The organism is Streptomyces sp. NPDC020681 (assembly GCF_044334895.1).
In the GTDB taxonomy this organism is placed as follows: domain Bacteria; phylum Actinomycetota; class Actinomycetes; order Streptomycetales; family Streptomycetaceae; genus Streptomyces.
In genome coordinates this window covers 1-12979 of sequence record NZ_JBIRTX010000016.1, presented here as the reverse complement: position 1 = coordinate 12979, position 12979 = coordinate 1, and the positions used below count along the sequence as shown (strand labels likewise).

Here is a 12979-nt window from a genome sequence, read left to right as displayed (position 1 = left end):
GTAGGTGCATGCGAATCAACCCACTCACCGGACCACTCGCCGGACCGGGGCGTCTCGCCCTCGCCGGCGTCTCGGCGATCGGCGTGACCTTCGGCTTCGCACGGTACGGATACGGACTCTTCCTCCCCGAACTGCGCGCCGAGTTCGGGCTCTCCGTCTCGCTCGTCGGGCTCATCGGCAGTGCCACGTACGCCGGTTATCTCGCCGCGCTCCTGCTGGTCGGCGTCCTCGTGGCGCGCGTCGGACCCAGGCCGCTGGTTCTCGCCGGCGGCCTTTTTGCCGCGGTCGGCATGGGACTGGTCGCGCTCGCCCAGGAACCGGCGCTGCTGATCGCCGGTCTGGTGCTCGCCGGCACCAGCTCCGGCTGGGCCTGGGCCCCGTACTCCGACGCGGTCGACCGGATGGTGCCCGCCGGGCGGCGCGAGCAGGTGATGGGCGTGATCGCGGGCGGGACCGCCTTCGCGGTCGTCGTCGCCGGACCGCTGGCGCTGCTCGCGCGCGGCACGGGCTGGCGGTACGCCTGGCTGGTGTTCGCGCTGGCGGCGCTGGCGGCGAGCGTCTACAACGCCCGTGTCCTGCCCCGAGGTCCGGGCCGCGCGCGCCCCCAAGGCCGCCCGCAGCACCGCCGCGCCGCGCTGCCGCTGCTGATCACCGCCGTCCTCTACGGCGTCGTCGGCTCCTTCTACTGGTCCTTCGCCGTGCAGGCCGTCACCGACGCCCAAGGCACCGGCTCCGCGACCGCCCCGCTGTTCTGGTCGCTGATGGGGCTGGCCGGCACCGCCGGAGCGCTGACCGGCCATGCCGTCGCCCGGTACGGACTGCGCGCCGTTCATGCCGGTCTCTTCACCGGCATCGCCGTGGCGGTTGCGCTCCTCGGCCTCGCGCCCGGCTCGCTGCCCGCCGTCGCCGTCTCCGCGCTGCTCTACGGCCCGTGTTTCATGGCCGGTTCGGGTGTCCTGGCGGTGTGGAGCTACCGGGTCTTCCCGGAGCGGCCGTCCGCCGGGTTCAGCGTCACCGTCTTCTTCCTGGGGCTCGGCACCGTCGCCGGACCCGCGCTGCTCGGCGCGTACGCCGACCTCCACGGACTGAGTGCCGCGTTCCTGGTGACGGCGGGCGTCGCGGGCCTTGCCCTGGTGTGCACTCCAACTCGTAGCGTCCTGCGGCATGAACGCAATGGAGAGCAGGACACTGGGACGGCAGAGCGGCATCACCGTGAGCGCGCTCGGGCTCGGGTGCTGGGCGATCGGCGGTGAGTGGCAGGACGTCGAGGGCAACGCGCTCGGCTGGGGCGCGGTCGACGACGCCGAGTCCGTCGCCGCGATCCACCGCGCGCTCGACCTCGGCGTGACCTTCTTCGACACCGCCGACACCTACGGCGCCGGGCACAGTGAGCGGGTGCTCGGCCGGGCGCTCGCGGGCCGCCGTGACGAGGTGGTCGTCGCCACGAAGTGGGGCAACCGCTTCGACCCGGACACCCGCACGCTGACCGGCGCCGATGCCACGCCCGGCTATGTGCGCCAGGCGCTCACCGGTTCGCTCGCCCGGCTCGGCACCGATCACATCGACCTCTACCAGCTGCATCTCTCCGACGCTCCGCTCGCGCAGGCGGCCGAACTCCGCGACGTCTGCGAGGAGTTGGTGACCGAGGGGCTGATCCGCGGTTACGCGTGGAGCACCGACGACCCCGAGCGCGCCGCGCTCTTCGCCGAAGGCCCGCACTGCGTGGCCGTGCAGCACGCCTGCAATGTGCTTCAGGACGCACCCGAACTGCTGGACCTCTGCGAGCGGCGCGGACTCGCCGGCGTCAACCGCAGTCCGCTCGCGATGGGCCTGCTCACCGGCAAGTACGGCCCCGGCAGCCGCAGTTCCTCCGGCGACATCCGGGCGACTCCGCCGGTCTGGCTGCGCTGGTTCGGTGAGGGCGGTGTGCCCGCGCCGGAGTGGATGGCCCGCGTCGATGCCGTACGCGACGTCCTCACCTCCGACGGCCGCACGCTCGCGCAGGGCGCGCTCGGCTGGCTGTGGGCGCGCAGCCCGCAGACCGTGCCGATCCCGGGCTTCCGCACCGTGGCGCAGGTGGAGGAGAACGCCGGCGCGCTCGAGCACGGCCCGCTCCGTCCCGAGCAGCTCGAGGAGATCGACAAGCTGCTCTCGCGCGAGTCGGCGGCGTAGCGGCGCTGTCCCCGACCCACCACCTCGAAGGCAACTCCTGCGCGAAGGATTGACGGGTCGTCAGTTCTGTGGGTTCCTCAGGTTATATCGCCGAACCGATATAACCCGAACCGATATAACCCGAACGGACACAGCCCGAACCGACACACAGCCCGGGGAACCCATGGCCCGTACGCAGGCGCAGCGCAAGTCCGAGACCCGCGCGCGGCTCATCGACGCCGCCGCCGACCTCTTCGCCCGCAAGGGTTTCCACGCCGTCTCCGCGGAGTCGGTCGCGGCCGCCGCCGACCGCACAACCGGCGCGCTCTACAGCCACTTCGGCGGCAAGGAGGGCCTGCTGCTCGCGCTGCTCGACGTCTGGCGGGAACGCACCGCCGAGCAACTGGCCGACGAGCTCTCCCGCGCGCCCGACCCCGGCACCCACTTCGCCGCGATGTGGCGCAGCGTCACCCGGCCCGCCGCGGACCGCGGCGACGCTTGGCTGCTGCTCGAGCTCGAACTCTGGCTGTACGGAGTACGGGACCCGCTCGTCGGCGCGCAGCTCTCGCAGCGGTACGCCGAGGTGCGCGCCCTGCTCGGCGAGGGCCTGGCGGACTGGGCCGCGGCCACCGGCTCCGAACTGCCGTATCCGCCGGACGAGACCGGCGGGCTGGTGCTCGGCGTGCTCCTCGGCTGCGCGATGCAGTACCGGCTCGATCCGCGCTGCATGCCGCAGCAGCTGGTCGTCGACGGGCTGAGCGGGCTGCTCGGCCTCACCCGAGAGACACAGCCAGGAGGTGCGTCATGATCGATCTGCTGGAGGACACCTGGGCGCGGGAGGTGCCGCACGACCAGTTCGCGCGGCTGCGCCGGGAGGATCCGGTGCACTGGCACGAAGTCCCGGACCACCAGGGCTTCTTCGCGCTGACCCGGCATGAGGACATCGTCGCCGCGAGCCGCGACCCGGAGCTCTGGTCCGTCGAGCTCGGCTCCTTCTTCATCCGGGACCAGACGCCGGAGGCGCTGGAGAGCCTCGGGCTCACGCTGGTCGGCATGGACCCGCCGAAGCACACGCGGTACCGGCGGCTGGTGAGCACGGCGTTCTCGCCGCGGATGATCAGGAAGCTGACCGAGGACATCGAGCGCCGGGCGGCCGCGCTGGCCTCGACGGTGGAACGGCCGGGCTGCGAGGCGGAGTTCGTCGAGCAGATCGCGGCCCGGCTGCCGCTCCAGATCATCTGCGAGATGATCGGCGTCCCGGCGGTGGACGAGGACCGCATCTTCGACTGGAGCAACCGGATGGTCGGCCTCCAGGACCCGGACTTCCGGACGTCGCCGGAGGACGGGCAGAACGCGGCGGCGGAGATCTACGCGTACTGCGACGCTCTGGCCGAGGCCCGCCGTGAGTCACCGCGGGACGACATCCTGAGCGCGCTGGTCCACGCGGAGGTGGACGGCGAGCGGCTGAGCACGCACGAGATCGACATGTTCTTCGTGACGCTCTGCGTGGCGGGAAACGAGACGACACGGAATCTGCTGGCGGGCACGATGCTCACGCTGGTCGAGCAGCCGGCCGCGCGGGCGGAGCTGGCGGCGGCGGTCGACGACGAAGCGCTGTGGACGACGGCGACGGAGGAGTTCCTGCGCTGGAACGGCTCGATCCACAACTTCCGGCGTACGGCGACGAGGGACACGCAGGTGCGCGGCGTACCGGTCAAGGCGGGCCAGAAGGCGGTGCTGTACTACACCTCCGCGAACCGGGACGAGGCGGTGTTCGACGACCCGGACGTCTTCGACATCCGCCGCGCGCCGAACGACCATCTGACGTTCGGCGGCGGAGGCCCGCACTACTGCCTGGGCGCGGGCCTGGCGCGCACCCAGATCAAGTCGCTGACGAGGGAGCTGCTGCGCAGGCACGCGGAGGTGAGGCTGACGGGCGAGCCGCGCCGGATGCGGTCGGACTTCATCAACGGCATCAAGCACCTCCCGGTCCGTTTCGGGTGAGCGGGGCTCGCACCTTCAGACTTGGGGCTGCGCCCCAAGACCCCGGCCGCGTTCCGCTCAGCCGCACCCGGGCCGGGCCTGGGCCGACCGGCCCGCGCCTCGGACCTCAAGCGGCCTTCGGCCAAGCACGTGCCCGGCTCGGAGGCCGTCGACGCGAGCGCCGGCGGAAACTGAGCCCGAACGGGCCCGCGGCAGACGTCACCCGCGTCCGATGTACGGCATACCCGTCGCCATCACCGTCGCGAACTGCACATTCGCCTCCAGCGGCAGCTCCGCCATATGACGGACCGTCCGCGCCACATCGGCCGCGTCCATCACCGGCTCGACCATCTTCTCGCCGTTCGCCTGCAGAATCCCCGACTGCATCCGCCGCGTCATCTCCGTCGCAGCGTTGCCGATGTCGATCTGGCCGCAGGCGATCCCGTACGCACGCCCGTCCAGCGACAGCGACTTCGTCAGGCCGGTCATCGCGTGCTTCGTCGAGGTGTACGGCGCCGAGTGCGGGCGCGGCACATGCGCCGAGATCGAGCCGTTGTTGATGATCCGGCCGCCCTGCGGCGACTGATCCTTCATCACCCGGAAGGCCGCCTGCGCGCAGAGGAACGCGCCGGTGAGGTTGACGTCCACCACCGCGCGCCAGTCCTCGTATGAAATGTCCTCGAAGCGGACGCCCCGTGGCCCGGACGTGCCCGCGTTGTTGAAGAGCAGGTCGACGCGGCCGTACTGCTCGCGCACCGTCGCGAACAGCGCGGTGACGTCCGTCGGCGATGTCACATCCGTAGGGACGCAAAGGACGTTCCCAGCCGCCAGCGACGCCGTCTCCTCCAGCGCCTCCGCCCTGCGGCCCGCCGCCGCGACCGACCAGCCCGCGCCCGCCAGCGTCACCGCGACGCTCCGGCCGATGCCCGAGCCCGCTCCCGTCACCACCGCGATTTTCCCAACAGCGTTCATGGACGCGCAGCGTAGCCGTGTATCTGGCCGTGTGTACGTGTGCGGGGAACTCATCCGACCGACATACGGATGTTGTGTCCTCGACAACACGGAGTCGTCGGCCCCTACTCAAATGCAAAGGACAACAGCCGTCAGGGGAGGGGTACATGAGACCCGCATCGCACGCACCCGAGTTCCGGGCCGCCGCCCAGCACATCGGCCGCCGCAGGTTTCTCACCGTCACCGGCGCTGCCGCCGCACTCGCGTTCGCCGTCGACCTGCCCGGCACCGCCCACGCCGCCGAACTGGACGCCAGGAAGATCACCGAGGACCCCTTCACGCTGGGCGTCGCATCCGGTGACCCGCAGCCCGGCTCCGTACTCCTGTGGACCCGGCTCGCACCCCGGCCGTACGAGCCCGACAGTGGACTGCCCCGCGCAAAGTTCACGCTGCGCTGGGAAATCGCGCACGACTCGCGCTTCACCCGGATCGTGCGGCGCGGATCCGTCACCGCGCACCCCGAGTTCCACCACAGCGTCCATGTCGAGGCCGACGGCCTCGACAACGACCGGCCGTACTACTACCGCTTCCGCGCCGGGAGCTGGATCAGCCCCACCGGACACACCCGCACCGCGCCCGCCCGCTCGGCCCGGATCGGCGAGCTGAAGCTGGCCGCCGTGTCCTGCCAGGCGTACCACGACGGCTACTTCACCGCGTACCAGCACCTCGCCCAGGAGGAGCTGGACGTCGTCTTCCACCTCGGCGACTATCTCTACGAGTACGCCGTGAACGCCGTCGGCGGCGCCCGCAACTACACCGACCGCCGGCTGCCGGCCCACTTCAACCGCGAGACCGTCACGCTCGAGGACTACCGGCTGCGCTACGGCCTCTACAAGTCGGACCCCGACCTCAAGGCCGCGCACGCCGCGCATGCCTTCGTCCTCACCTGGGACGACCACGAGACCGAGAACAACTACGCGGGCGGCGTGCCGGAGAACGACGTGCCGCCGGAGGAGTTCCTGCTGCGCAGGGCGGCCGCCTACCGCGCGTACTGGGAGAACCAGCCGCTGCGCAGGCCCCAGCAGCCGCAGGGCCCCGACATGCAGCTGTACCGCCGGCTGCACTTCGGGCGGCTCGCGCAGTTCGACATCCTCGACACCCGTCAGTACCGCTCCGACCAGGCGTACGGCGACGGCTGGAAGGTGCCGGGCCCGGAGTCCGAGGACCCGGCGCGCACCATGACCGGCGCGACCCAGGAACGCTGGCTGCTCGACGGCTGGAAGAGCTCCCGCGCCCTGTGGAACCTCATGCCGCAGCAGGTCACCTTCGCCCAGCGGCGCGATGCGCCCACCGGCACGTACAAGGTGAGCATGGACGCCTGGGACGGCTACCCGGCCTCGCGGCAGCGCCTGCTGGCCGGAGCCGAGGCGGCCGGCATCGAGAACCTGATGGTCCTCACCGGAGACGTCCATGTCGGCTACGGCCTCGACCTCAAGAAGGACTGGGCCGACCCGGCGTCCCGCACCGTCGGCACCGAGATCGTCGCCACGTCCATCAGCAGCGGCAAGGACGGCGCGGAGAAGCCCGCCAACTGGGACAACCTCACCCAGTCCAACCCGCACATGAAGTTCTACAACGGCCGGCGCGGCTTTGTGACCGTCACGCTGGGCGAGCAGCAGGCGCGCGCCGACTTCAAGACGGTCGCCGCCGTCACCACGCCGGGGGCGCCGATCACGACGGCCGCGTCCTTCGTGACGGAAGCCGGCGATCCCGGGCTCAAGCCCGTGTGACGCCGGTGTCCGGGAGCTCTCCCGGGAAGCGGACGCCGATGCGGTCCCGTACCGCGTCGAGCGTCCGCATCACGGCCAGGCTCCCGTCCAGCGGCACCAGCGGCGACTCCGTCTCACCCGCCCGCAGACACCGCATCACCTCGGCCGCCTCATGATGCATTCCGTCCCGCTGCCCGTCGGCGCTGAACTCCTGCGGCTCCCGGCCCTCGCGGTGCAGGACGAACCGGTCCGGGAAGAAGAAGCCGGGCGGCAGATCGATACGGCCCGCCGTGCCCGTCACCGAGGCCGTCACCGGGGTTGCGGCGGTCACCGAGCACGACAGCAGCGCGGTCGCGCCCGCCTCCTGCCAGCCCAGCAGGATGCCCGTGTTCAGATCCACGCCCTCGTCCGAGAGCAGCGCGTCGGCCTGTATCCGGTCGGGTTCACCGAGCAGCAGCTGGGCGAACGACACCGGATAGACCCCGAGATCGAGCAGCGCGCCGCCGCCGAGAGCCGGGTCGCGCAGCCGGTGGTCCGGCGCGAAGGGCCCCTGGAGCCCGAAGTCGGCCTGGATCGTGCGTACTTCACCGATAGCGCCGTCCCCGACGAGTGCGGCGAGCCGGCGGATCAGGGGATTGCAGTACATCCACATGGCTTCCATCAGGAAGCGGCCGCGGTCCCTGGACAGGGCCACCAGCTCCTCGGCCTCGGCGGCGTTCAGCGTGAAGGCCTTCTCGCACAGCACCGCCTTCCCGGCCTCCAGGCACAGGCCGGCGGCGGTCCGGTGCGCGGAGTGCGGGGTCGCGACGTACACGACGTCGATGTCCTCGTCGGCGGCGAGCGAGGCCCAGTCGCCGTAGGCCCGAGTGATGCCGAACCGATCCGCGAACGCCTTGGCGGACGCTTCCGTGCGGGAGGCCACCGCCACCACCTCGGCGTCCGGCATCCGTTGCAGGTCAGCCGTGAAGGAGGCGGCAATCCCACCGGTCGCCAGCACGCCCCACCGTACGATCTCGCTCATCCCAGCCCTGCCCTCGAACGATAAAAGGTCTCGACCACTCCGGACGAGCTGAGAGCATAGGGAGGGATTCAAGAACATGGAGACGCAATGGCGAAGCCGGACAGCGGCCGGAGAAACACAGAAGGACACATACAGGCCGCGGACCCGGCATCGGTGACGCCCGCCGAGCAGGTCGCCGAGCAGGTCGCCGACCGGCTTCCGGTGGTGGCCGCGCGCCGCGTCGGGTTCCTCGTCACGCTCGTTCTCGGCGGACTTACCGCGGTGCCGCCGCTCTCCATGGACATGTATCTCCCGGCGCTCCCCGCGGTCACCGAGTCGTTCCACGCGTCCGCGGCGACCGTCCAGCTCACGCTCACCGCATGCCTCGCGGGCATGGCGCTGGGCCAGCTCGTCGTCGGCCCGATGAGTGACAAGTGGGGCCGCCGCAGGCCGCTGCTCATCGGCATGATCGTGTACGTCGTCGCCACCGCGACCTGTGCCCTCGCGCCCACCGCCGAACTCCTCATCGGATTCCGGCTGCTCCAGGGCCTCGCGGGCGCGGCCGGCATCGTCATCGCTCGGGCCGTGGTCCGCGATCTGTACGACGGCGTGGAGATGGCCCGGTTCTTCTCGACGCTGATGCTGATATCCGGCGTCGCGCCGATCATCGCGCCGCTGATCGGCGGCCAGGTGCTGCGGATCACCGACTGGCGCGGCATCTTCGTCGTCCTGACCGCCGTCGGGCTGGTGCTCACGCTCGTCGTCGCCAAGTGGCTGCACGAGACGCTGCCACCGGAGAAACGGCACAGTGGCGGCCTCGGCGAGGCGCTGCGCACCATGCGCGGACTGCTCGGCGACCGGGTCTTCACCGGCTACACGCTCACCGGCGGACTCGCCTTCGCCGCGCTCTTCGCGTACATCTCCGCCTCGCCGTTCGTCGTGCAGGAGATCTACGGCGCGTCCCCGCAGACCTTCAGCCTGCTCTTCGGCCTCAACTCCATCGGTCTGATCGCGGTCGGCCAGATCAACGGCAAGGTGCTGGTGGGCCGGGTCAGCCTGGACAAGTCGCTCGGGTTCGGACTCCTGGTGATCGTGCTCGCCGCGACCGCGCTGCTGCTGCTCACCTCGGGCGTGTTCGGCGATGCGAGCCTGTCCGCCGTCGCGGCCGGGCTGTTCGTGCTGATGTCGGCGATGGGCCTGGTCATGCCGAACACCAACGCGCTGGCCCTGCTGCGCACGCCGCACGCCGCGGGCTCCGCGTCCGCGCTGATCGGCACGTCCGCGTTCCTGATCGGCGCGGTCGCCTCGCCGCTCGTCGGGATCGCGGGCGAGGCGACGGCGGTCCCGATGGCCCTGGTCCAGGTGGTGTGCGCGGTGGCCGCGGCGGGCTGCTTCCTGGGGCTGTGCCGGCCGTGGCAGCGGCGTACGGAGTCGGTGTGACCACCGCAGCCCACGCCATCTCTGCCTAGAATCTCCAGGTGAACGCCACCCTTCCCACCGCGGAAGCCCTGCGCAGCGCCCTTGCCGCGCTGCTGGACGGGCTGCCGGCCCGGCAGGCCGCGCAGGCCGTCGAGCGGCTGATCGCCAACTACCGCGGCGCCACTCCGACCGACGCGCCCGTGCTCCGGGACCGCTCCGACGTCGCCGCGTACGCCGCGTACCGGATGCCGGCGACGTTCCAGGCCGTACGGTCCGCGCTCGCCGGGCTGCGCGCCGCGGCTCCCGAGTGGACCCCGGCCACGCACACGGACATCGGCGGCGGTACGGGCGCGGCGAGTTGGGCCGTCGCGGAGGCGTGGGAGGACGCCGCGCCGCGCACCACGGTGCTGGACTGGGCGGAGCCCGCGCTGGCGCTCGGCCGGGAACTGGCCGCCGCGTCGGGGGTGCCCTCGCTGCGTACGGCTGAGTGGCAGCGCTCACGGATCAGCTCGGCGCTCCGTATCGAGAGCACCGATCTCGTCACCGTCTCGTACGTCCTGAATGAGCTCACCGCGCAGGACCGGGCCGCGGTCGTCACCGAGGCGGCGCGCGCGGCGCAGGCCGTCGTGATCGTCGAGCCCGGTACGCCGGACGGCTACCACCGTGTGATCGAGGCGCGCGACCGGCTGATCGAGGCGGGCCTGACGGTCGCCGCGCCCTGCCCGCACAGCGCCGCCTGCCCGATCGAGCCGGGCGCGGACTGGTGCCACTTCGCGGCCCGGGTCAGCCGCTCCTCGCTGCACCGCCAGGTCAAGGGCGGCTCACTGCCGTACGAGGACGAGAAGTTCAGCTATGTGGCCGCGACCCGCTTCCCGGCGACCCCGGCCCTGTCGCGCATCACCCGGAAGCCCCAGATCCGCAAGGGCCTTGTGCTGCTGGACCTCTGCACGGACACGGAAGGCCTGCGCCGCGACACGGTCACCAAGCGCCAGGGCGCGCTGTACAAGGAGGCGCGGGATGCGGCGTGGGGCGACGCGTGGCCGCCCCACTCCGACTGACGGTCAGAGTCGCAGCTCCTGTGTGCAGCACTTCACGTTGCCACCGCCCTTGAGCAGTTCACCCAGGTCCATGCCGAGCGGCTCGAACCCGCGGTCGCGCAGCGGTTCGTACAGCCCGACCGCCGCCTGCGCGAGCAGCACATGGCGGCCGTCGCTCACCGCGTTCAGGCCCAGCGCCGCCGCGTCGGCCTCCGCCGCGATCAGCGCGTCCGGGAAGAGCCGGGCCAGCACCTTGCGGCTGCCCGGCGAGAACGCGTCCGGGTAGTACATGATCTCGTCCGCCGCGTCGTCCAGCACACACAGCGCCGTGTCCAGGTGGTAGTACCGCGGATCCACCAGGTCGAGCCCGATGACGGGCCGGCCGAAGAACTCCTGCGCCTCGTCGTGCGACAGCGGACTCGACCGGAAGCCGCGCCCGGCCAGCACATAGGACTCGGTGACCGCGAAGTCGCCCTCGCCCTCGTTGATGTGCAGCGGTTCGTGGATCTCGGTGAAGCCGTTGGCGCGGAACCAGTCCAGATGGACCGCGGCCTCGGCCTCGCGTTCCGGGTGGGCGAAGCGCGCGCCCAGCACCCGGCCGTCGATCACGGTCGCGCCGTTCGCGGCGTAGACCATGTCGGGCAGTTCTGCCTGCGGCTGCAGCAGCTCGACGGTGTGGCCGAGCGAGCGGTAGCGGTCGCGCAGGTCCTCCCACTGGGTCAGGGCCAGCGGCAGGTCGACCGGCTTCGCCGGATCCATCCACGGGTTGATGGAGTACGTCACTTTGAAGTGCGCGGGTGGGCACATCAGATAGCGGCGCGGCGAGGCGTCACGAAGCGATGAGCGCAATGAGGGCTCCTCACGTACGACGGTGGAGACTGGGAACACGCGGTCTGCGTGCTGCCAATATGAGGCCTGCGGTACCGGTTGTGCTGCACTCCGCCGAGTGCTTCATCGTTTTGTACGTCACTTGTCATGCGAGACGAAACGTCTCGGATCAGCCCGGTTGTAGATTTGCCGCCATGACCGACCCCAAGGCACCGGACTCCAAGACCCCGGACTCCACCCGCCGCAGCGACCGCTCCCGCCGCGCGATCTACGACGCCGCCCTCGCGCTCGTCGGCGAACTCGGCTACCCGCGTACCACCATCGAGGGCATCGCCGCCCGCGCCGGCGTCGGCAAGCAGACCATCTACCGCTGGTGGCCGTCGAAGGCCGCCGTGCTCCTCGAAGCCTTCATGGACCTCGCCGAGCAGGCCGCCGCGGGCGAGGCCGAGATCCCCGACACCGGCGACCTGGAGGCCGATCTCAAGCTGGTGCTGCGCGCCACCGTCGACGAGATGAACAGCCCCGGCTACGACGCCCCCGCCCGCGCGCTCGCCGCCGAGGGCGTGGTCGACCCGGTGCTCGGCGCACAGTTCGTCGAGAAGCTGCTCGAACCCCAGCTCCAGCTCTATGTGAAGCGGCTGCGCTCGGCCCAGGACGCGGACGACGTCCGCCCGGACATCGACCTCCGTATCGCGCTGGAACTGTTCGTCGGACCGCTCACGCACCGCTGGCTGCTGCGCACCCTCCCGCTCACTCACGGTTACGCGGACGCTCTCGTCGACTACGCGCTGTACGGCCTCACCGCGCGCCGCTGAGCGCCCCCGCCGCGCTCCGAGAGCGCCCCGGAATGCACCGGTCCGCACCCCGGTTGGGGACTGTGTCCACCCGCGGAGCAGGATGGTGGGACGATGGCAGAGTCCGCTTGGGGCGAGCGTGAGGTGTGAGGGGATAGATGGGCGACGGTAAAGGCCGCTACCGCGGTACGGAGAACAGGCTCTCCCGGGAGTCCCGGCTGCCCCAGTGGCTGCGCCGGCGCCCCAAGGACACCGAGCCCGACGACTCCCGCCGCGAGACCCTGCTGCTGGCCGCCGCCGCCGCGGGACTGCCGCTCGCGCCCGCCGCGTATCCCGTCTCGTACCGGTGTTCCTGTGAGCGCATCGGCTGTCCGACGCCCGGCCGCCACCCCGTCTCGTTCGCCTGGCAGACGCAGTCCACCACCGACCGCGCGCAGATCGCGCGCTGGGCCGGGGGCCAGCCCGAGGCCAACTTCATCACCGCGACCGGCATGGTCCACGACGTGCTCGACGTACCGCTTGAGGCGGGCCGTGGCGCGCTGGAGCGCCTGCTCGAGCAGGGGATCGAGGTCGGCCCGGTCGCCGAGTCCGCCGGGACCGACGACGAGGGCCGGATGCTGTTCTTCACCGCCACCCGCGGCACGCCCGAGGACGAGGACGAGTGGTGGCCGTGCGAGCTGGACTGCCATCCCGAGACCATGGACGAGCACCCGGGGCTGCGCTGGCACTGCCGCGGCAGCTATGTGCTCGTACCGCCGGCGCGGCTGCCCGGTGACCTCGACGTGAGCTGGGTGCGCGGGCCGGAGCATCCGCTGCCGGACCCGCTGACGCTGCTGGAGACGCTGACGGACGCGTGCGCGAAGTACGCCGGCGAGAACGCGACGCCGGAGCAGTTCGCCTGGCCCCTGGGCCGCTAGGGCCTGTCGTCTGGATCTTGCCGGGCTCGCGGGCTCTGGTGCCGCGCCTCGCCGCGTTGTCGTCGGTCGGCATGGCTCCGCCATGCCTCCCTCCTCCGCCTTGCGATCCACGGCACCAGAGCCCGCTCAC

General features: G+C 71.4%; 12 protein-coding genes. 9 read left to right on the top strand and 3 right to left on the bottom strand.

Going from position 1 to position 12979, the window contains the following annotated elements; genetic code table 11:
• Positions 1-8: 8 nt before the first annotated feature.
• From ACH4YL_RS30380 to ACH4YL_RS30365, 4 genes are all read left to right on the top strand, one after another.
• The gene (locus tag ACH4YL_RS30380; RefSeq protein WP_398510669.1) at positions 9-1253 is read left to right on the top strand and encodes an MFS transporter; all 1245 of its coding nucleotides are present in this window, start codon (positions 9-11) and stop codon (positions 1251-1253) included.
• The gene (locus ACH4YL_RS30375; RefSeq protein WP_398510668.1) at positions 1165-2172 is read left to right on the top strand and encodes an aldo/keto reductase; all 1008 of its coding nucleotides are present in this window, start codon (positions 1165-1167) and stop codon (positions 2170-2172) included. Before ACH4YL_RS30380 ends, ACH4YL_RS30375 begins: the two co-directional genes overlap by 89 nt.
• Before the next feature lie 163 nt (positions 2173-2335).
• Complete coding sequence (locus tag ACH4YL_RS30370; protein WP_398510667.1) at positions 2336-2959, top strand: TetR/AcrR family transcriptional regulator; 624 nt, start codon at positions 2336-2338, stop codon at positions 2957-2959.
• Positions 2956-4155, top strand: coding sequence for a cytochrome P450 (locus ACH4YL_RS30365; RefSeq protein WP_398510666.1), 1200 nt, complete (start codon positions 2956-2958; stop codon positions 4153-4155). The genes ACH4YL_RS30370 and ACH4YL_RS30365 overlap by 4 nt, the downstream gene beginning before the upstream one ends.
• Before the next feature lie 198 nt (positions 4156-4353).
• Here ACH4YL_RS30365 and ACH4YL_RS30360 read toward each other — a convergent pair whose 3' ends face one another.
• Positions 4354-5106: an SDR family oxidoreductase gene (locus tag ACH4YL_RS30360; protein WP_398510665.1), complete on the bottom strand. Its 753-nt coding sequence runs from the start codon at positions 5104-5106 to the stop codon at positions 4354-4356.
• 146 nt (positions 5107-5252) lie between these two features.
• On the opposite strand from ACH4YL_RS30360, the gene ACH4YL_RS30355 reads away from it, so the two are divergent.
• Positions 5253-6875, top strand: coding sequence for an alkaline phosphatase D family protein (locus ACH4YL_RS30355; protein WP_398510664.1), 1623 nt, complete (start codon positions 5253-5255; stop codon positions 6873-6875).
• On the opposite strand, the gene ACH4YL_RS30350 is transcribed toward ACH4YL_RS30355, so the two are convergent.
• Positions 6862-7875, bottom strand: coding sequence for a Gfo/Idh/MocA family protein (locus tag ACH4YL_RS30350; protein ID WP_398510663.1), 1014 nt, complete (start codon positions 7873-7875; stop codon positions 6862-6864). The genes ACH4YL_RS30355 and ACH4YL_RS30350 overlap by 14 nt on opposite strands.
• Before the next feature lie 87 nt (positions 7876-7962).
• On the opposite strand from ACH4YL_RS30350, the gene ACH4YL_RS30345 reads away from it, so the two are divergent.
• Positions 7963-9294 carry a multidrug effflux MFS transporter gene (locus ACH4YL_RS30345; RefSeq protein ID WP_398510662.1) on the top strand — a complete coding sequence of 444 codons (1332 nt, stop codon included), beginning with the start codon at positions 7963-7965 and terminating at the stop codon, positions 9292-9294.
• 38 nt (positions 9295-9332) lie between these two features.
• The gene (locus tag ACH4YL_RS30340; protein WP_398510661.1) at positions 9333-10331 is read left to right on the top strand and encodes a small ribosomal subunit Rsm22 family protein; all 999 of its coding nucleotides are present in this window, start codon (positions 9333-9335) and stop codon (positions 10329-10331) included.
• Positions 10332-10334: 3 nt separating this feature from the next.
• Here ACH4YL_RS30340 and ddaH read toward each other — a convergent pair whose 3' ends face one another.
• Complete coding sequence (ddaH, locus tag ACH4YL_RS30335) at positions 10335-11159, bottom strand: dimethylargininase (protein ID WP_398510660.1); 825 nt, start codon at positions 11157-11159, stop codon at positions 10335-10337.
• A 173-nt stretch (positions 11160-11332) separates the two neighbouring features.
• On the opposite strand from ddaH, the gene ACH4YL_RS30330 reads away from it, so the two are divergent.
• The gene (locus tag ACH4YL_RS30330) at positions 11333-11953 is read left to right on the top strand and encodes a TetR/AcrR family transcriptional regulator (protein WP_398510659.1); all 621 of its coding nucleotides are present in this window, start codon (positions 11333-11335) and stop codon (positions 11951-11953) included.
• Positions 11954-12090: 137 nt separating this feature from the next.
• A complete protein-coding gene (locus ACH4YL_RS30325) occupies positions 12091-12849 on the top strand; it encodes a bifunctional DNA primase/polymerase (RefSeq protein ID WP_398510658.1) in 759 nt (252 codons plus the stop codon).
• The last annotated feature ends 130 nt before the right edge of the window (positions 12850-12979 follow it).